This is a genomic window from Stutzerimonas stutzeri (assembly GCF_024448695.1).
Lineage (GTDB): Bacteria > Pseudomonadota > Gammaproteobacteria > Pseudomonadales > Pseudomonadaceae > Stutzerimonas > Stutzerimonas stutzeri_T.
In genome coordinates, this window is the sequence record NZ_JAMOHY010000004.1 from 1 (window position 1) to 20,094 (window position 20,094).

A 20,094-nucleotide genomic window follows, 5' to 3' on the forward strand; every position below is an offset into this window, starting at 1 on the left:
CCATCCGCTAATCCTGCCTACAGAAACGGGGCCATGCCTATGCGTCATTTACCCAGGGAACACGGACTAACACCTTGAGCCAATCCACTTCGCGACCCGGACACCTGCAGCGGCAACCGGCCTCAGACAGTCAGGCCGCGACCCTTGTCATCGGCGGCGACTGGACCCTGTTGCACTACGCGGCGCTGCGCAGCGAAGTCGAGCAGGCACGGCGGCAGATCAGCGACGAAGAACATATTGAGCTGCACACCCTCGGCGAACTGGATACTGCGGGCGCCGGGCTGCTGGTGGAGCTGCTTGGCCCGGCCCGTATCGCTCGCCTGAATGAGTGGGCGCCGCAACTGCCCCCCGAGCGCCAGGCCCTGCTGCACACCCTGGCCAGCGCCATGGACCAGCCGCCAGCCAGCCTGCCGCCGCAAACCAATGGCCTGGCGGATGTTCTGGCCCATATCGGCGGCACCCTGGCCGGGCTCTGGAACCAGCAGCGCACCCTGCTCGGCTTTATCGGCCTGACCCTGCAGACCCTCCTGCTTGTTCTCTTCAACCCTCGCCGCTGGCGTATCACCTCGCTGGCCGCGCATATCGAGCAGACCGGCCTGGACGCCATTCCCATCGTCGCTCTGCTGACCTTCCTGGTCGGCGCAGTGGTGGCCTTCCTTGGTGCCACGGTGCTCGCCGACTTCGGTGCGACTATCTATACGGTCAATCTGGTGGCGTTTTCCTTTCTTCGAGAATTCGGCGTGCTGCTCGCGGCGATCCTGCTCGCCGGACGCACCGCCAGCGCCTTCGCCGCGCAGATCGGCGCGATGAAGGCGAATGAGGAAATCGACGCCATCCGCGCCATCGGCCTGAGCCCCATCGAGCTGCTGGTGCTGCCCAGGGTGCTGGCGATGCTGATCACCCTGCCCATCCTGACCTTTATCGGCATGCTCAGCGGCATCATTGGCGGCCTGGTGGTCTGCGCCCTGGCGCTGGATATCTCACCGGCAATGTTCTTCAACATCCTGCAGCGTGACATTTCCATCAGTCACTTTCTGGTCGGGCTGGCCAAGGCGCCGGTGTTTGCCTTTCTGATCGCCGTGATCGGCTGCCTGGAAGGCTTCAAGGCCAGCGGCAGCGCACAGTCGGTGGGCGAGCACACCACCTCCAGCGTGGTGCAGTCGATCTTCATGGTGATCCTCATCGATGCGGTTGCAGCGCTGTTCTTCATGGAGATGGGCTGGTGAAATCAGATGAACCCGTCATCCAGGTCCGTGGCCTGGTCAATCGTTTCGGCAGCCAGGCGGTACACGTCAATCTCGATCTGGATATCCGCCGCGGGGAAATCCTCGGCGTGGTCGGCGGCTCCGGTACTGGCAAATCGGTGCTGCTGCGCAGCATCGTCGGTTTGCGTCAGCCCAACGCCGGCAGTGTCATGGTATTCGGTGAAAACCTGCTGAAACTGCCCCCCCAGCGCCGCTCGGAAATCGAACGACGCTTCGGTGTGCTGTTTCAGCGCGGCGCCCTGTTCACTTCGCTGAACCTGCAGGAGAATGTGGCCCTGCCGCTGATCGAGCATGCCGGCCTCACGCGCTCCGACGCCGAATTCCTGGCCCGACAGAAGCTCGCCCTGGCCGGCCTGCCGCCCGATGCCGCCTGCAAGTATCCCGACGAACTGTCCGGCGGCATGGTCAAGCGCGCCGCTCTGGCCCGCGCCCTGGCCCTGGACCCCGAGGTGCTGTTTCTCGACGAACCCACCGCCGGCCTCGACCCCATTGGCGCGGCGGCCTTTGATCAGCTGATCCTGACCCTGCGCGACGCCCTGGGTTTCAGCGTGTTCCTCGTGACCCACGATCTGGATACGCTCTACACCATCTGCGACCGTGTTGCCGTGCTGGCGCAAAAGCGCGTGCTGGCGGTCGACACCCTGGAAGCCGTCGCCGCCACCGATGACGACTGGATTCGTGAATACTTCCATGGCCCACGTGGCCGCGCCGCGCAGGATGCTGCACAAATGCTGGAGACACCCTAATGGAAACCCGTGCCCATCATGTCCTGATCGGACTCTTCACCGTGATCGCGGTCGGTTGCGCGCTGCTCTTCGCCCTCTGGCTCGGCAAGTCGAGCATGGACCGCGAATACAGCTACTACGATGTCGGCTTCCGGCAGGCGGTCAGCGGGCTGTCTACCGGTAACTCGGTGGAATACAGCGGCATCAAGGTCGGCGACGTAACCGACCTGTGGCTCGATCCCGAAGACCCGCGCAAGGTTGTCGCCCGCATTCGCGTCTATGGCGACACGCCGATCAAGCAGAACACCCAGGCGCGTCTGGCCCTGGCCAATATCACCGGCAGCATGGTCATCCAGCTGCACGGCGGTACGCCAAGCAGCCCACGGCTGGAAGGCTCACGCGACGATCCACCGCTGATCATCGCTGATCCTTCACCGCTCAGTGCGCTGCTGGAAAACGGCGAAGACCTGCTGAGCAACATCAACAACCTGCTGCTCAGCGCCAACCAGATCTTCTCCGAAGAGAACACCACGCGCCTGTCGCGCACCCTGGAACATCTGGAACAGGCCACCAGCGTGCTGTCCGAACAGCGTGGCGACATCGGTCGCGCTCTTCAGCAATTCGGCCAGCTCAGCGAGCAGGCCAACACCCTCATGACCGAACTTTCCAGCCTGGCGCACAATGCCAACGGCCTGCTCGACGACCAGGGCCGCAGCGTCCTCGACAGCGCCGCGCAATCGATGAACGCCCTGAACCGCAGCACCTCCCGGCTGGATACCCTGCTGGAAGAAAACGAAGGTGCGCTGAACAACGGCCTGCAGGGCTTCAACGAGCTGGGGCCGGCGATCAACGAATTGCGCAGCACCCTCGGCGCACTGCGTCGCGTCACCCAGCGTCTGGAAGACAACCCGAGCGGCTTTCTGCTCGGACGCGAAAAACTGCAGGAGTTCACCCCATGAGCATTCGACTTCACTCGTTTTCCCGCCTTGCCTTGCTGGGTGGGCTGCTGACGCTGCTCTCGGCCTGCTCGATCCTTCCTTCACCCGAGCCTCTGCGCATCTTCCTGCTGCCGACCAGCGCCACCTCATCAGCGCCACTCGCCGAACAGTCGCCGCACTACGCGCTGCGTATCAATACCCCGCAGGCCAGCCGCATCCTCTCCAGCCCGCGCATCGCCGTAGTCCCTCGCGGCAACGAGATCAGCGCCTATCAGGGCGCACGCTGGAGCGATGCCGCGCCCGTGCTGCTGCGCGATCGCCTGATCGAAGCCTTCCAGCGCGATGGCCGCATGCCCTCGGTGAGCAACGAAGACGACAACCTACCCGCCGACCTGGCCCTGCACAGCGACCTGCGCGCCTTTCAGAGCGTTTACGTCGATGGCTCACCGCAGGTGGTGATTCGTCTGGATGCGCGCCTGGTGAACCAGCACGACCATCGCACCCTGGCCAATCGCCGTTTCGAGATTCACCAGGCCAGCACCGATCCCGGCGTGGAAAGCGTGGTCGAGGCCTTCGGCCAGGCCAGCGACCGCCTGAGCCGCGAACTGCTTGACTGGACCTTCGAGCAGGCACGCAAGATACCCAGATGACGGGCAGCATCCGTCGGACATGTCTCCCAGCGTGACCAGAACATGAACAATGTTCATGAGTTTCAGCGATATTGATCTGAATGAACACGTCTCGGACGGGCCTGCTACATACTGGCCCGGACCATCAGGCCAGCGGAGTGCTCCATGAACAAGGCTCGAACCCTCAGAACCCTGGCCATCGTTGGCGTTGTCGCCGTCATCGCCGCACTGCTCTGGAACGAGCTGCGCCCCAGTGGCCTGGGTGACGGCTTCGCCAGCGGCAATGGACGCATCGAGGCCACCGAGATCGACGTAGCCACCAAGCTGGGCGGACGGGTGCTGGAAATCAACGTCGATGAGGGCGACTTCGTTCAGCCAGGCCAAATTCTCGCGCGGATGGATACCGAGGTGCTGCAGGCACAGCTCAATCAGGCCCGCGCCCAGGTGCGTCAGGCCGAGAATGCCATCCTCACCGCCCAAGCCATGGTCGCCATGCGCGAAAGCGAAAAGACCACGGCCGAGGCCGTAGTACACCAGCGCCGCGCCGAGTTGACTGCGGCGCAGAAGCGCCATCAGCGCACCGAAACCCTGGTGGCGCGCAACGCCATGGCACGGCAGCAGCTGGACGATGACCTGGCGACCATGCAGAGCGCTCAGGCGGCACTGGCTGCGGCACGCTCGCAGGTGCTGTCGGCGACAGCGGGAATTGCCGCGGCGAAATCCCAGGTCATCGAAGCGCAATCGGCGGTCGAGGCCGCACAGGCCAGCGTCGCCCGGCTGCAGGCGGACATCCGTGACAGCGAGTTGAAAAGCGACCGCATCGCACGCGTGCAATACCGCGTGACCCAGCCGGGCGAAGTGCTGGGTGCCGGAGGCAAGCTGCTCAACCTGGTGGACCTGGCCGATGTCTACATGACCTTCTTCCTGCCCGAACGCCAGGCAGGGCGCGTGGCCATTGGTGCCGACGTGCATCTGGTGATCGATGCGGCGCCGCAGTACGTGATCCCGGCCAAGGTCAGCTACGTGGCCAGTGTTGCGCAGTTCACACCCAAGAGCGTCGAGACCGAAAGCGAGCGCGAGAAACTGATGTTTCGGGTCAAGGCGCGGCTCGATCCGGCGCTGCTGAGCAAGCACATGGAGCAGGTCAAGACCGGCCTGCCCGGCATGGCCTATCTGAAGCTCGACGCCGAGGCCGAATGGCCTGAGCACCTGCGCATCAACGTATCGCCATGAGCCCGAGTGCACCGCCGGTGGCACGGGTCGAGAAGCTGACCCTGCGCTACGGCCAGACCCTTGCTCTGGACGATCTGAGCCTGGAGTTGCCGGCAGGCTGCATGGTCGGTCTGATCGGCCCGGATGGTGTCGGCAAATCCAGCCTGCTGGCGCTGATTGCCGGAGCGCGCCGCCTGCAACAGGGCCGGGTACTGGTGCTGGACGGCGACATGGCCGATGCTGCGCATCGCCGCCAGGTGTGTCCGCGCATCGCCTATATGCCTCAGGGTCTTGGCAAGAACCTCTACCCCACCCTCACCGTGTTCGAGAACCTGGATTTCTTCGGTCGGCTATTCGGCCAGGATGCCGAGGAGCGCCAGCAGCGCATCACCGACCTGACGCGCAGCACCGGCCTGGCCACCTTCATCGAGCGCCCGGCAGGCAAGCTCTCCGGCGGCATGAAGCAGAAGCTCGGCCTGTGCTGCGCGCTGATCCACGACCCTGATCTGCTGATCCTCGATGAACCCACCACAGGCGTCGACCCGCTGGCACGCAACCAGTTCTGGGAACTGATCGCACGCATTCGGGCCAATCGCCCGCAGATGAGCGTGCTGGTAGCCACCGCCTACATGGATGAAGCCCAGCGTTTCGACTGGCTGGTAGCCATGGACGAAGGCCGTGTACTGGCCACCGGCACACCGACCGAACTGCTGACCAGCACCGCCAGTGATGATCTGGAAGCCGCCTTTATCGCCCTGCTGCCCGAAGAAAAGCGTCGCGATCACCGCGCGCTGGTGATCCCCCCGCGCCAGCAGAGCGAAGGCCAACCTGATATAGCCATCGAAGCCCACGACCTGACCCTGCGCTTCGGCGATTTCGTCGCGGTGGACAAGGTGAGCTTTCGCATCGAGCGCGGGGAAATCTTCGGCTTCCTCGGCTCCAACGGTTGCGGCAAGACCACCACCATGAAGATGCTCACCGGCCTGCTGCCGGCCAGCGAGGGTGAAGCCTTCCTGTTCGGCCAGCCGGTGGACCCGCGGGATATCGATACCCGTCGGCGGGTGGGCTACATGTCCCAGGCCTTCTCGCTGTATGGCGAGCTGAGCGTCGTGCAGAACCTGGAACTGCATGCCCGGCTGTTCCACATTCCCGCTGACCAGCGCGCCGGTCGGGTGCGCGAGATGCTGACGCGCTTCGGCCTGGAATCGCTCGCCGGCAGCCTGCCCGCCGACCTGCCGCTGGGGGTGCGCCAGCGCCTGTCACTGGCGGTGGCGGTGATCCACAAACCGGAAATCCTGATCCTCGACGAACCGACTTCGGGCGTCGACCCGGTTGCCCGCGACGGCTTCTGGAAACTGCTGGTGGAGCTGTCACGCGAGGATGGCGTGACCATCTTCATCTCCACCCACTTCATGAACGAAGCGCTGCGCTGCGACCGCATGTCGATGATGCACGCCGGTCGGGTACTGGACAGCGACTCGCCACGCGCGCTCATGGCCAGGCGCGGCCTGCCAACGCTGGAACAGACCTTTATCGCCTATCTGCAGGACGCCACTGCCGAACAGACCCCCACCGAAGCCGCACCGCAAACACCCCGCAGCGGGCCGCCGGCTGGCAATGCCGCTCTGCAATCGCGCTTCAGCCTGCAACGCCTGCTCAGCTACAGCGGACGCGAGGCGATGGAACTGCGCCGTGATCCGATCCGCGCCACCCTGGCCCTGCTGGGCACCCTGATGCTGATGTTCATCATGGGCTACGGGATCAACCTGGATGTGGAAAACCTCACCTACGCGGTGCTCGACCGCGACCAGACCACCACCAGCCAGGCCTATACGCAGAACATCGCCGGCTCGCGCTACTTCAGCGAACAAGCGCCGCTGCACGATTACGACGAGCTGGAACGACGCATGCGCAGCGGCGAGATCAGTCTGGCGGTGGAAATTCCGCCCAATTTCGGTCGTGACCTCAAACGCGGCAGCCAACCCGAGGTGGGCTTCTGGATCGACGGCGCCATGCCCATGCGCGCCGACACCATCAAGGGCTATGTGCAGGGCATCCACGTCAGCTACCTGCAGCAGCTGGCGCGCGAAGCCAGCCAGAACGCCGCCACCAGCCAGGTGGATATCGCCCTGCGCTACCGCTACAACCCGGACGTGCAAAGCCTGCCAGCCATGGTGCCGGCGGTGATTCCGCTGCTGCTGATGCTGATCCCGGCGATGCTCACCGCCCTGGGCGTGGTGCGCGAAAAAGAGCTGGGCTCGATCACCAACCTCTACGTCACACCGGTGACCCGCCTGGAATTCCTGCTCGGCAAGCAACTGCCCTATATCGCCCTGGGCATGATCAACTTCTTCATGCTGGTGGCGCTGGCGGTGCTGGTCTTCGGCGTGCCGGTCAAGGGCAGCCTGCTGACGCTGACACTCGGCGCGCTGCTCTATGTGATCTGTGCCACCGCGCTGGGCCTGCTGATGTCGTCGATTCTCAACAGCCAGATCGCCGCCATCTTCGGCACGGCCATCGCAACCCTGGTGCCCGCAGTACAGTTCTCCGGCCTGATGCACCCCATCTCGGCCATGGAGGGAGCCAGCGCCTTCATCGGCAATATCTACCCCACCAGCCATTTCCTGATCATCAGCCGTGGCGTGTTCTCCAAGTCGCTGGGGCTGGTGGAGCTGTATCCCTATTTCATTCCCCTGCTGCTGGCGATTCCGCTGCTGACCCTGCTCAGCGTCGCCGGCCTGAAGAAGCAGGAGAAATGAGATGAGAAAGCTCTCCAATATCCTGCAACTGGGCATCAAGGAACTGCGCAGCCTGTATCGCGATCCGGCACTGCTGCTGCTGATCGTCTACGCTTTCACGCTGGGCATCTACTCAAGCGCCACCGGCGTACCGGAAGCACCACACCGTGCCACCATCGGCATCATCGACGAGGACCAGTCACAAGCCTCGACACGCATCGTCAATGCCTTCCAGTTGCCCTACTTCCTGCCGCCGAAAGCCATCGACCTGGCTGAAATGGACAGCGGCATGGATGCGGCGCTCTATACCTTCACCCTGAACATTCCGCCGAATTTTCAGCAGGACCTGCTCGCCGGGCGGCAGCCAATCATTCAGCTCAACGTCGATGCCACCCAGGTCAGCCAGGCCTTCACCGGCGCCGGGCACATACAGCAGATCATCAATGCGGAAGTCGCCGAATTCATCAGCCGTTACCGCAAGATCGATGCCTATCCGATCCAGGCGGTGATACACACGGCGTTCAATCCGAACCTGCTGCGTGCCTGGTTCGGTGCGGTAAACGAAGTGATCAACCAGATCACCATGCTCTCGATCATCCTTACCGGCGCGGCCCTGATCCGCGAGCGCGAACACGGCACCATCGAGCATCTGCTGGTGATGCCGGTGACGCCCTTCGAGATCATGTCGGCCAAGGTCTGGTCGATGGGGCTGGTGGTGCTGCTGGCCTCGGCGTTCGCCCTGCGCTTCGTCGTCGAAGGCTGGCTGCAGGTGCCGATCCAGGGGTCGATCCTGCTGTTCATGGCCGGCGCAGCGCTGCACCTGTTCGCCACCACCTCCATCGGCATCTTCTTCGGCACCCTCGCGCGCTCGATGCCGCAGCTGGGCCTGCTGATCATTCTGGTGCTGATTCCGCTGCAGATTCTCTCGGGCGGCATGACCCCACGCGAAAGCATGCCCGCAATGGTGCAGCACATCATGCTGCTGGCCCCGACTACGCATTTCGTCGAACTGGCCCAGGCAATCCTGTTCCGGGGTGCTGGAGCCGATATCGTCTGGCCGCAACTGCTGGCACTGGCGGCCATTGGCAGTACCTTCTTCATCGGAGCGCTGTCGCGGCTGCGTAAATCCCTGCGCTAGGCCGTGAGGGTGCGATTGCGCCCTTCGCGCTTGGCCTGCAGCAGGGCCTGGTCGGCCTCGCCCAGCAGCGTATCGAGGCAGACCGCTTCGTGCTCGTGCACCGCTACGCCGAAGCTGGCAGTGCAACCAATGGCTCGGCCCTCGCACTCGACCGCCAGCGCTTCGATACTCATCCGTAGCCGCTCGGCAATCAACCACGCCTGTTGCGCATCAGTATCGGGCAGCATCACCGCGAATTCCTCGCCGCCCATGCGGCCCAGCACATCCGCGGGTCTCAGCAACGGTGGCAGCCGCTGGCCAATGGCACGCAGCACGGCGTCACCGGCAGCATGGCCGTAGGTGTCATTGATGCGTTTGAAGTGATCGACATCGAACATCAGCACGGCAACCGGATAGCCGACACGCGCACGCCGGCAGAAGCGCTCGCCCAGATCGAAAAAGGCGCGGCGGTTGTTCAGCCCGGTCAGCTCATCGGTGCGCGCCAGCGCCTCGGCACGGTCAACCGCCTTTTCCAGGGCCTGCTCCATACGCTTTCGATCAGTGATGTCGGTGGCGATTTCCAGCCGCACGATGCGCCCGTCAGTCCATTCGATGGCCTGGTCGCGGCACTGATACCAGTGGCCATTGCGAGTGTTCTGGAATTCCCAGACATGCACACCGGACGGCTTGCCATCGGCATCCAGCAACCGCGAATTACTGCAGAAGCCACAAGGGCCGGGTTGCTCGTCCTGCAAGATCTGCCAGCATCTGCGCCCCTGGAATTCACCCCATTTCTGGCGACCGTAGGCGTTCACGAACAGCAGCTCGTAGGTGTCCATATCCGCCACATAGACCAGTGCGTCCAGGCTGTCGAGAATGGTCGCCAGCCCAACCTCGCCACGTCCCTTGTCGACTGACGGATCACCCCCCGAGGGGACATTGGAATCGAGAGGCAAGGCGCCTGCTCCTGCATTTTATGGGCGGTAGATCGAGCACTGCTTTCGCCCGGAAACGGCACAGCTTGCCGACGTCGGCGTCATGATGCAAGGTTGCCGCCATCAGCGTTTTTCGCCCTGTTATGATGCCGCCGGCTGCAAGCAGACCACCTGCACCCGTCACGGGAATTTTTATCTACCCACCGGGTCTATCAGCCGACACGCCGCTCTGCAACACGTCAAGGAAGCTCACCCATCATGCGTATTCTCGTTACCGGCGGAGCCGGTTTTATCGGTTCGGCGCTGATCCGCCATCTTATTCGCGACACCGGGCATCACGTGCTCAATCTCGACAAGCTGACCTATGCCGGCAACCTCGAATCGCTGACAGAGGTGGACAGTAGCGATCGCTACCGCTTCCTGCAGGCCGACATCGCCGACCGCGACCGCGTGGCCGAAGCACTGCTGGAATTCCAGCCGGACGCCATCATGCATCTGGCCGCCGAGTCCCACGTTGATCGCTCCATCGACGGCCCGGCGGAATTCATCCAGACCAACATCGTCGGCACCTACCAGCTGCTCGAAGCCGCCCGCGCCTACTGGCAGAGCCTGCCGACTGAACGACGCGACGCATTCCGCTTCCACCACATCTCGACCGATGAGGTGTACGGCGACCTGCACGGCGTCGACGACCTGTTCACCGAAACCACGCCGTACGCGCCCAGCTCGCCCTACTCGGCCAGCAAGGCCTCCTCGGACCACCTGGTTCGTGCCTGGCAGCGTACTTACGGGCTGCCGGTGCTGATCACCAACTGCTCGAACAACTACGGCCCGTATCACTTCCCCGAGAAGCTGATCCCGCTGGTGATCCTCAACGCCCTCGATGGCAAGCCGCTGCCGGTGTATGGCGATGGCTCGCAGATTCGCGACTGGCTGTTCGTCGAAGACCATGCCCGTGCGTTGTTCAAGGTGGTCAGCGAAGGCAAGGTCGGCGAGACCTACAACATCGGCGGGCACAACGAGCAGAAGAACATCGAAGTGGTGCGCGGCATCTGCGCGCTGCTGGAAGAACTGGCGCCGGGCAAGCCTGCCGGGCTTGCGCGCTATGAAGACCTGATCACCTTCGTCAAGGATCGCCCGGGCCACGACCTGCGCTATGCCATCGATGCCAGCAAGATCGAGCGTGAACTGGGCTGGGTACCGGAAGAGACCTTCCAGACCGGCCTGCGCAAGACCGTGCAGTGGTATCTGAACAACCTCGAATGGTGCCGTCGCGTCCAAGACGGCAGCTATCAACGTGAGCGCCTTGGCGCGCTGGAGAACGCATGAAAGGAATCATCCTCGCCGGAGGCTCCGGCACTCGTCTGCACCCCATCACCCTTGGCGTATCCAAGCAGCTGCTGCCGATCTACGACAAGCCGATGGCCTATTACCCGATTTCGGTACTGATGCTCGCTGGCATCCGCGACATCCTGCTGATTTCCACCCCACAGGATCTGCCGCAGTACAAGAACCTGCTGGGCGATGGCAGCCAGCTCGGCGTCAACTTCAGCTATGCCGAGCAGCCTTCGCCGGATGGCCTGGCGCAGGCGTTTCTGATCGGTGAAGCGTTCATCGGTGATGACTCGGTGTGCCTGATCCTCGGCGACAACATCTTCCACGGCCAGCACTTCACCGAGATGCTGCAGCGTGCCTCGGCACAGAAGAGCGGCGCGACGGTATTCGGCTACTGGGTCAAGGACCCCGAGCGCTTCGGCGTGATTGACTTCGACGAGACCGGCAAGGCGCTGTCCATCGAGGAAAAACCGAAGAAGCCCAAGTCCAGCTATGCGGTAACGGGGCTGTATTTCTACGACAACGATGTGATCGAGATCGCCAAGTCGATCAAGCCATCGCCACGCGGCGAACTGGAAATCACCGACGTCAACATGGCCTACCTCAAGCGTGGCGACCTTAATGTCGAGCGCTTCGGTCGCGGCTTCGCCTGGCTCGACACCGGCACCCACGACAGCTTGCTGGAAGCCTCGCAGTACGTGCAGACCATCGAACATCGTCAGGGCCTGAAAGTCGCCTGCCTGGAAGAAATCGCCTACCAGAACAAATGGATCGATCGCGAGCAGCTGCTGCGCCGCGCCGACGCGCTGGGCAAGACCGGCTACGGCCAGTACCTGTTCAAACTGGCAGGCGAGGACGCATGAAGATCATCGAAACCGACATTCCCGACGTACTGATCATCGAGCCCAGAGTGTTCGGTGACGAGCGCGGCTTCTTCTACGAAAGCTTCAATGCAGCCGCTTTCGAAGCGGCGACGGGGCTCAGGCGAAACTTCGTTCAGGACAACCACTCCAAATCCCAGCGCGGCGTGTTGCGCGGGCTGCATTACCAGATCCGGCAGCCGCAGGGGAAACTGGTGCGCGTCGTGGCCGGCGAGGTGTTCGATGTCGCCGTTGACCTGCGCAAGAGCTCACCGAGCTTCGGCCGCTGGGTCGGCACCCATCTGAGTGCGCAGAACCAGCGCCAGCTGTGGATTCCCGAAGGCTTTGCCCACGGTTTCGTGGTGCTCAGCGAAAGCGCCGAGTTTCTCTACAAGACCACCGACTACTACGCCCCGGAACACGAGCGCAGTCTGTTGTGGAATGACCCGGAGGTGGGCATCGAATGGCCCATCGCCGAACCGCCGCAGCTGTCCGCCAAGGACAGCGCGGGTAAACGCCTGAGCGAGGTTGAACTCTTTCCATGAAAATCCTGATCACCGGCAACAAGGGGCAACTGTCGCAAGAGCTGCAGCTGGCGCTCGCCGGTGAAGGAAAGGTGCTCGCACTCGGTCATCAAACCCTGAACCTGGCCGAACCGGAGCAGATTCGCCAGCAGGTTCGCTTGCTGCGTCCCGACCTGATCATCAACGCGGCGGCCTATACCGCGGTCGATCCCGCGCAGGACGACCGGCAACAGGCTTTCGCCGTCAATGCCACAGGCCCCGGCGTGCTGGCCGAAGAAGCAGCACGCCTCGATATTCCGCTGATTCACTACTCCAGTGATTACGTCTTTGACGGACGCAAGCCCGCGCCTTACCAGGAGCATGACCAGGCGGCGCCGCTGAGTGTCTATGGCGAAAGCAAGCTGGCCGGCGAACAGGCAATCCAGGCCGTTGCAGGCGAGCATCTGATCCTGCGCACCAGCTGGGTCTATTCGTTGCACGGGCGCAACTTCCTGCTGACCATGCAACGCCTCATGCAGGAGCGTGACACGCTGTCGATCGTCGACGACGAAATCGGCGCACCGACCTGGGCCGGCACCATCGCCTCGGTTACCGCAGAGATCGTGCAGCAGTGGCGCACTGGCAAGGGCAACCTCAGCGGCCTGTATCATCTGTCCGCAACCGGTGAAACCTCCTGGTACGGCTTCGCCTGCAGCATTGCCGAACACCTGCAGCAACAGGGCCTGTTACGCGCCAGACTCGAGCCGATCGCCTCCAGGGACTATCCAACCGCTGCCCAACGCCCACTCAACTCACGCCTGGACTGCTCTCGGCTGCAGCACAACTGGAATCTCCAGCTGCCCGACTGGGAAGCGGCGCTGGAGGATTGCCTGTCCACTCCGCGCTGCCCTCAGACTGCCGCACACGGCATGAAGGCCCCCCAGAACGCCTGACGGTTCATCAGCACTCATGGCTTTGATGCAGCCCCTGCGGACGCCCCTGCAGACGCCCTGACTGTGCATAATGTGCGCGAATCCCAGGCGCATCCGCATGACTCCACCCGAATCCCCCCGTCGTCCACGCTGGCGTAACCTGGCGCTGCTGGCGCTGCTGCTTGTGCCGCTACTCTGGCCGCTGCAACAGCTCGCCGAGCGTTACTACCGCAACGAACGGATCGAACAGAACCGCCAGACGCTGGACCTCTACGTCGCCAACCTGCTCGGCACCCTGCGTCAATACGAAGTGTTGCCACGCATTCTCGGTGACCTGCCGGACCTGCGCAGCCTGTTGCGCGACAGTTCGAGCCCCGCCGTGACCGACCAGGCCAATCGCCTGCTCAAGCGCCTGCGCAACCAGACCGGCGCTGACGTCATCTATCTGATGGATACCGATGGGCTGACCCTGGCAGCCTCGAATTGGGATGCCGAAGACAGCTTCATTGGCCGCAACTTCGCCTTCCGCCCCTATTTCCGGCAGGCAATGGAAGGCCAGCTCGGGCGCTTTTACGGGCTGGGCAACACTTCTGGCAAGCGCGGCTACTATTTCGGTGCGGCGGTAGAAGACGATCAGGGCATCCTCGGTGTACTGGTGGTCAAGGTCGATCTGGACCACACCGAAACGCTCTGGGGCAACACCCCCGAACAACTGCTGGTTACCGACAGTTTCGGCGTGGTGATCCTCACCTCCCGCCCCGACTGGCGCTTCCGCGCCAGCCGTGCCCTGGATATCGAGGAGCGCGAACAGATCGCCTTCGACCAGCCTTACCCAACGATCACACCGCAGAACCTCACGCTGGATATCGAACGCTGGCTGATCCAGAGCCGCGAGCTGAAGGAAACCGGCTGGACGGTACGCATCCTCGCGCCCATCACCCTGCTCGAACGGCCCGTACGCACCGTGGTAGCCATTGGCGGCGCTACCCTCGCTGCGCTGTTGCTGCTGGTCGGCCTGTGGATGCAGCGACGGCGGCATTATCTGGAGCGCATCGCACTGGATGCCAGGGCGCGTCAGCAATTGGAGCGGCGCGTGCAGGAGCGCACCCAGGATCTGGAGGCGCTCAACAGCCGCCTCAGGCAAGAGGTTCTGGAGCGCGAGCAGGCTCAGCAGGAACTGGTTCGCGCACAGGACGAACTGCTACAGGCCGGCAAGCTTTCGGCGCTGGGCACCATGAGCGCCAGCATCAGCCACGAGCTCAACCAGCCGCTCGGCGCCATCCGCAGCTATGCCGACAATGCGCGTGTGCTGCTCGACCAGCAGCGCAACGACGAGGCGCGCGACAACCTCAAACTGATCAGCGAACTCACCGCACGGATGGCCTCGATCATCGCCCACCTGCGTGCCTTCGCCCGGCGTGATCGGCATGCGCCCGAGCGGGTGGCGCTGCAGCCGGCGCTGGACGATGCCCTGGCACTGCAGGCCAAACGCAGGCAGGCGATGGGCGTCGAGCTGATTCGCGATGTTCCCGAGGCGACTCTCTGGGTCCAGGCCGGCGAGACCCGGCTGCGTCAGATACTCTCCAACCTGCTGGCCAACTCCCTCGATGCCCTCAACGAGCGACCACCGGGGCGACGCATCTGGCTGCGTGCCGAGCGCAAGGATGACGGTGTACTGCTGACCCTGCGTGACAACGGCCCCGGCTTCAGCGCCGAGGCTCTGCAACGCGCCCGCGAGCCCTTTTTCACCACCAAGACCAGCACTCAGGGTCTGGGCCTCGGCCTGGCCATTTGCGATACCCTTGCGCGCGCCCTGGATGGCGAGTTGAGCATGGCCAACCATCCTGAAGGCGGTGCCCAGATCTGCCTCTACCTGCGCAGCGCCGATCCGGGCGTGACCTTTCCGAGCGAGGACTGAACCCCCATGAGCCAGATCGATTCCCGCACCCAGGTGCTGCTGGTCGATGACGACCCCTATCTGCGCAAGGCGCTGAGCCAGACGCTCGACCTGGCCGGGCTGCGCGTGGTCGATCTGGACGATGCACGCAGCCTGACGGCAAGGCTACCGGCGGACTGGCCGGGCGTGGTGGTCAGCGATATCCGCATGCCGGGGATTGATGGCCTGCAGCTGTTGCAACAACTGCAGAGCCACGACGCGGAGTTGCCGGTGCTGCTGATCACCGGCCACGGCGATATCCAGCTGGCCGTGCAGGCCATGCGTGCCGGCGCCTATGACTTTCTGGAAAAACCCTTCCCCAGCGAAGCGCTGCTTGACAGCGTGCGCCGCGCCCTCGCTCTGCGCCAGTTGGTGCTGGACAACCGCAGCCTGCGCCTGGCCCTGGCCGATCGTCAGCAGTTGTCGGCGCGCCTGCTCGGCCAGTCACCCGCCATGCAGCGGTTGCGCGAACAGATTGGCGCGCTGGCCGGCACCCAGGCCGACGTGCTGATACTCGGTGAAACCGGTGCAGGCAAGGAGGTTGTCGCCCGCGCGCTGCACGATCTGTCCAGCCGCCGCAACGGCCCCTTCGTCGCCATCAATGCCGGCGCGCTGGCCGAGTCGGTGGTCGAAAGCGAGCTGTTCGGCCACGAGGCCGGAGCCTTCACCGGCGCGCAAAAGCGCCGCATCGGCAAGTTCGAGTTCGCCAACGGCGGCACGCTGTTCCTCGACGAGATCGAGAGCATGAGCCTGGACGTGCAGGTCAAACTGCTGCGCATGCTGCAGGAACGGGTGGTCGAGCGACTGGGCGGCAACCAGACCATCAGCCTGGATATCCGCGTGATCGCCGCCACCAAGGAGGATTTGCGCCTGGCTTCCGATCAGGGCCGCTTCCGCGCCGACCTTTATTACCGATTGAATGTCGCGCCGTTGCGCATTCCACCCCTGCGCGAACGCAGCGAGGATCTCCTGCTGCTGTTCCGGCACTTCGGCGAAACCGCCGCCGAGCGCCACGGGTTGCCCATTCGCGAGCTGCGCCCACAGCAGCGTGCGCAGTTGCTGCGTCATTCCTGGCCAGGCAACGTGCGTGAGCTACAGAACACCGCCGAGCGTTTCGCGCTGGGGCTTGAACTGGGGCTGGATGAGCCGGGCCAGCTCACCGAAGCAGTGCCGACCATCGGCCTTGCCCTTGGCGAACAGGTCGATGCCTTCGAGCGCGCCCTGATCGCGGCAGAACTGGCGCGCCTGCACAGCTCGCTGCGCAGCGTCGCCGAGGCGCTTGGCCTGCCACGCAAGACCCTGCACGACAAACTGCGCAAACACGGTCTGAGCTTTGCCGATACTGGCGGAAGCTCGCCGGAAGAGGCGGATTAATTGGCGGATTCCCGCCGCGCGATACGCAAAAATTTCTTTCCAGCGCAAAAGAGCCTCTTCCCCCGCCCTTCACAGAGACGTGAGGCGTGTACGGCAGCGGTGTCGTTATTCGACTAAAGTTTTACAAACGGTGTGATCAAGAAGCTCACACGGACCATTGGTCAGCCTTTTGCCATCACGGCGATCCGATTCGCACGCTCCCAACCAACATTACAGGCTTATGGCACAGTGCTTGCTCTTGCCAACCCCATGAGCCGACAAAGCAAGGTCGCTGTAGGCACAACGGCTTCTTCGAAGCGCCTGACCTGCCTTTGCCGGCTACAGCCGAGCGGCCTCCTTTCATGGAGCCGCTCAATTCACAACAAGAGGAAAACAACAATGTTCAAGTTGACTGCCACGGCGCTCGCCTGCGCTCTGTCCCTGGGTATTGCCGGCCTGGCGAACGCCAACCCGATCTCCATCAAATTCTCCCACGTAGTTGCCGAAAACACGCCGAAGGGCCAGGGCGCACTGCTGTTCAAGAAGCTGGCCGAAGAGCGCCTGCCGGGCAAGGTCGAGGTCCAGGTCTATCCGAACTCCTCGCTGTTCGGTGACGGCAAGGAAATGGAAGCGCTGCTGCTGGGCGACGTTCAACTGATCGCACCCTCGCTGGCCAAGTTCGAGCACTACTCCAAGGGCGTTCAGGTATTCGACCTGCCGTTCCTGTTCGATGACATCGATGCGGTAGACCGCTTCCAGAAAGGCGAAGCCGGCCAGAGCCTGTTGAGCTCCATGGAAGACAAGAACATTACCGGCCTGGGCTACTGGCACAACGGCATGAAGCAGCTGTCGGCGAACAAGAAGCTGGTCGAGCCCAAGGACGCCCGCGGCCTGAAGTTCCGCGTACAGGCTTCCGCGGTGCTGGACGAGCAGTTCAAGGCCGTACGCGCCAACCCGCGCAAGATGAGCTTCGCCGAAGTTTACCAGGGTCTGCAGACCGGCGTGGTCAACGGTGCCGAGAACCCCTACTCGAACATCTACTCGCAGAAAATGCACGAAGTGCAGAAGTACATCACCGAGTCCAACCACGGCCTGCTGGACTACATGCTGATCACCAACACCAAGTTCTGGGACGGCCTGCCGGCTGATGTCCGCAGCGAACTGGAAAACATCGTGGTCGAAGTCACCGCCGAGGTGAACAAGCTGGCCGACGAGCTGAACAAGGCTGACAAGCAGCGCATCCTCGATGCCGGTACCACCGAAATCGTCAACCTGACTCCAGAGCAGCGCGAACTGTGGCGCGACGCCATGAAGCCGGTCTGGAAGAAGTTTGAAGGCGAGATCGGTGCAGACCTGATCCAGGCAGCCGAAGCTGCCAACAAGGCCCAGTAAGCCTTACAGGGAGGGCAGGTAACACCTGCCTTCCCCGCCTTTCGCACAGGCAACACCGACAGACCAGTGAAAAGCGGAGCACTCGCGAAGGCCAGACTCAATCCCGGTCAGCGCTGATGCAGCAAGCACCATCAAACCGCTACACGGGTAATACAGGCGCTTTTTACTGCTCTGTCATACCGGTCGCCACGGCTGGTTACGGCGAACGCTCAAGTCGCTCACATCGGCACACACTGTCAATCCATACGGGAGATGTCATCCATGAACGCCCTGCGGCGCGCCTGGGACCACTTCGAGGAAGGTTTTATTGCCTTCTTGCTGGCCGCCATGACCCTGGTGACCTTCGTCTACGTGATCCTCAACAATCTCTATACGCTGTTCTACGATCTGGGCGACCGGTTCGAGGGCAGCGCCGACTTCTGGTTTGCCATCGGCGACTTCATTATCGGACTGGCCCAGTCCATGACCTGGAGCACCGCGCTGACCAAGGCCCTGTTCGCCTGGCTGATCTTCACTGGCTTGTCCTATGGCGTGCGCACCGCCGGTCACATTGGCGTGGACGCCCTGGTCAAGCTTGCTCCGCGGCATATCCAGCGGGTCATTGGCATCATCGCCTGTCTCATCTGCCTGGGTTATTCCGGGCTACTGAGCGTCGCCAGCTTCGAGTGGATCCAGGCCCTGTTCGTCGCCAACATCGGCGCCGAGGATCTGGGTCATGTCGGCATCAAGCAATGGCATATCGGCATGATCGTGCCCATCGGCTTCGCCATGATGTTCATCCGTTTCGCTGAAATATTCGTGCGCATCCTGCGCGGCCAACAGACCGGCCTCGGGCTGGCTGACGAAGCCGCAGAAGCGGTCAAGCTGACCGAGCACGAGGAGCACAAGTAATGACCATTCTGTTCCTGTTCGTCGTCCTCTTCCTGCTGATGTTCATCGGTGTGCCGATTGCCGTCTCTCTGGGCCTCGCCGGCTCGCTGACCATCATGATCTTCAGCGAAGACTCGGTGCGTTCGCTGGCGATCAAGCTGTTCGAGACCTCCGAGCACTACACGCTGCTGGCGATTCCGTTCTTCCTGCTGGCAGGCGCCTTCATGACCACCGGCGGCGTGGCCCGTCGTCTGATCGACTTCGCCAACGCCTGCGTCGGCCACATCCGTGGCGGCCTGGCCATTGGCGCGGTACTGGCGTGCATGCTGTTTGCCGCACTGTCCGGCTCCTCACCCGCCACCGTTGCCGCAGTAGGTTCAATTGCCATTGCCGGCATGGTGCGCTCCGGTTACCCGCAGGCGTTCGGTGCCGGCATCGTGTGTAACGCCGGCACCCTGGGCATCCTGATTCCACCCTCAGTGGTGATGGTGGTCTACGCCGCCGCTACCGAGCAATCAGTGGGCAAGCTGTTCATGGCCGGCGTTGTTCCGGGCATCCTGCTGGGCAGCGCTCTGATGCTGGCCATCTACATCATCGCGGTGAAGAAGAACCTCCCCGCTCTGCCGCGCGCCAGCGTCCGCGAGTGGCTCTCGGCAGCACGCAAGGCCATGTGGGGTCTGCTGCTGATGGTGATCATCCTCGGCGGCATCTACTCGGGCATGTTCACGCCAACCGAAGCCGCTGCCGTGGCTGCCGTGTACTCGGCTTTCATCGCGCTGTTCGTCTACAAGGACATGACCCTCCGTGAATGCCCGAAGGTGATCATGGAGTCAGGCAAGCTGAGCATCATGCTGATGTTCATCATCGCCAACGCCATGCTCTTCGCCCACGTATTGACCACCGAGCAGATTCCGCAGGCGATCACCGCCTGGGTCATCGAGGCAGGCCTGCAGCCCTGGATGTTCCTGCTGGTGGTGAACATCGTACTGCTGGTGGCCGGTGCCTTCATGGAGCCCTCGGCGATCATCCTGATCCTGGCGCCGATCCTCTTCCCCATCGCCGTACAGCTGGGCATCGACCCGATCCACCTGGGCATCATCATGGTGGTCAACATGGAGATCGGCCTGATAACGCCACCCGTTGGCCTGAACCTGTTCGTCGCCTCGGCAGTGACGGGCATGCCGGTCACTACCGTGGTCCGCGCAGTACTGCCGTGGCTGGCCCTGATGCTGAGCTTCCTGGTGGTCATCACCTACGTGCCGTCGATTTCCCTGGCACTGCCGAACTGGTTGGGCATGTAGCGACATACACCTACCCTCTTCCCTTTTGCCCGGCCCTTGCGCCGGGCTTTTTT

The 20,094-nt window shown here is 63.1% G+C and carries 17 protein-coding genes; 16 read left to right on the forward strand and 1 reads right to left on the reverse strand.

From position 1 onward, the window contains the following. Positions 1-104: 104 nt before the first annotated feature. The 7 genes from NAV32_RS05190 to NAV32_RS05220 all read left to right on the forward strand — a co-directional run bounded on the left by NAV32_RS05190 (position 105) and on the right by NAV32_RS05220 (position 8,645). A complete protein-coding gene (locus NAV32_RS05190) occupies positions 105-1,226 on the forward strand; it encodes an MlaE family ABC transporter permease (RefSeq protein WP_256051964.1) in 1,122 nt (373 codons plus the stop codon). Further along, positions 1,223-2,011 (forward strand): ABC transporter ATP-binding protein, encoded by a 789-nt coding sequence (locus tag NAV32_RS05195; RefSeq protein WP_256051737.1) that lies wholly within the window; start codon positions 1,223-1,225, stop codon positions 2,009-2,011. The genes NAV32_RS05190 and NAV32_RS05195 overlap by 4 nt, the downstream gene beginning before the upstream one ends. Further along, the gene (locus tag NAV32_RS05200; RefSeq protein ID WP_256051738.1) at positions 2,011-2,949 is read left to right on the forward strand and encodes an MlaD family protein; all 939 of its coding nucleotides are present in this window, start codon (positions 2,011-2,013) and stop codon (positions 2,947-2,949) included. Before NAV32_RS05195 ends, NAV32_RS05200 begins: the two co-directional genes overlap by 1 nt. Then, positions 2,946-3,578, forward strand: coding sequence for an ABC-type transport auxiliary lipoprotein family protein (locus NAV32_RS05205; RefSeq protein ID WP_256051739.1), 633 nt, complete (start codon positions 2,946-2,948; stop codon positions 3,576-3,578). Before NAV32_RS05200 ends, NAV32_RS05205 begins: the two co-directional genes overlap by 4 nt. Before the next feature lie 144 nt (positions 3,579-3,722). Continuing rightward, on the forward strand, positions 3,723-4,790 hold the full coding sequence (locus tag NAV32_RS05210) for an HlyD family secretion protein (protein WP_256051740.1): 1,068 nt from the start codon (positions 3,723-3,725) through the stop codon (positions 4,788-4,790). Continuing rightward, the gene (gene rbbA, locus NAV32_RS05215) at positions 4,787-7,528 is read left to right on the forward strand and encodes a ribosome-associated ATPase/putative transporter RbbA (protein WP_256051741.1); all 2,742 of its coding nucleotides are present in this window, start codon (positions 4,787-4,789) and stop codon (positions 7,526-7,528) included. Before NAV32_RS05210 ends, rbbA begins: the two co-directional genes overlap by 4 nt. A 1-nt stretch (position 7,529) precedes the next feature. Further along, positions 7,530-8,645: an ABC transporter permease gene (locus tag NAV32_RS05220; protein WP_256051742.1), complete on the forward strand. Its 1,116-nt coding sequence runs from the start codon at positions 7,530-7,532 to the stop codon at positions 8,643-8,645. Here the strand turns inward: NAV32_RS05220 and NAV32_RS05225 are convergent. Next, positions 8,642-9,580: a sensor domain-containing diguanylate cyclase gene (locus NAV32_RS05225; RefSeq protein WP_256051743.1), complete on the reverse strand. Its 939-nt coding sequence runs from the start codon at positions 9,578-9,580 to the stop codon at positions 8,642-8,644. The genes NAV32_RS05220 and NAV32_RS05225 overlap by 4 nt on opposite strands. A 237-nt stretch (positions 9,581-9,817) precedes the next feature. On the opposite strand from NAV32_RS05225, the gene rfbB reads away from it, so the two are divergent. From rfbB to dctM, 9 genes are all read left to right on the forward strand, one after another. Beyond that, positions 9,818-10,888 carry a dTDP-glucose 4,6-dehydratase gene (gene rfbB, locus NAV32_RS05230; protein ID WP_256051744.1) on the forward strand — a complete coding sequence of 357 codons (1,071 nt, stop codon included), beginning with the start codon at positions 9,818-9,820 and terminating at the stop codon, positions 10,886-10,888. Then, entirely contained in the window at positions 10,885-11,757 is an 873-nt protein-coding gene (gene rfbA / locus NAV32_RS05235) for a glucose-1-phosphate thymidylyltransferase RfbA (RefSeq protein ID WP_256051745.1), read from the forward strand. The genes rfbB and rfbA overlap by 4 nt, the downstream gene beginning before the upstream one ends. Then, a complete protein-coding gene (gene rfbC / locus NAV32_RS05240; protein ID WP_256051746.1) occupies positions 11,754-12,299 on the forward strand; it encodes a dTDP-4-dehydrorhamnose 3,5-epimerase in 546 nt (181 codons plus the stop codon). Before rfbA ends, rfbC begins: the two co-directional genes overlap by 4 nt. Continuing rightward, positions 12,296-13,210 carry a dTDP-4-dehydrorhamnose reductase gene (gene rfbD, locus NAV32_RS05245; RefSeq protein WP_256051747.1) on the forward strand — a complete coding sequence of 305 codons (915 nt, stop codon included), beginning with the start codon at positions 12,296-12,298 and terminating at the stop codon, positions 13,208-13,210. The genes rfbC and rfbD overlap by 4 nt, the downstream gene beginning before the upstream one ends. Before the next feature lie 97 nt (positions 13,211-13,307). Then, entirely contained in the window at positions 13,308-15,107 is a 1,800-nt protein-coding gene (locus NAV32_RS05250) for a sensor histidine kinase (RefSeq protein WP_256051748.1), read from the forward strand. A 6-nt stretch (positions 15,108-15,113) separates the two neighbouring features. Continuing rightward, a complete protein-coding gene (locus tag NAV32_RS05255) occupies positions 15,114-16,499 on the forward strand; it encodes a sigma-54-dependent transcriptional regulator (protein ID WP_256051749.1) in 1,386 nt (461 codons plus the stop codon). A 378-nt stretch (positions 16,500-16,877) separates the two neighbouring features. After that, entirely contained in the window at positions 16,878-17,870 is a 993-nt protein-coding gene (locus NAV32_RS05260) for a TRAP transporter substrate-binding protein (protein ID WP_256051750.1), read from the forward strand. Positions 17,871-18,131: 261 nt separating this feature from the next. After that, positions 18,132-18,761, forward strand: coding sequence for a TRAP transporter small permease (locus NAV32_RS05265; protein WP_256051751.1), 630 nt, complete (start codon positions 18,132-18,134; stop codon positions 18,759-18,761). Further along, a complete protein-coding gene (dctM, locus tag NAV32_RS05270) occupies positions 18,761-20,041 on the forward strand; it encodes a C4-dicarboxylate TRAP transporter large permease protein DctM (RefSeq protein WP_256051752.1) in 1,281 nt (426 codons plus the stop codon). The genes NAV32_RS05265 and dctM overlap by 1 nt, the downstream gene beginning before the upstream one ends. The last annotated feature ends 53 nt before the right edge of the window (positions 20,042-20,094 follow it).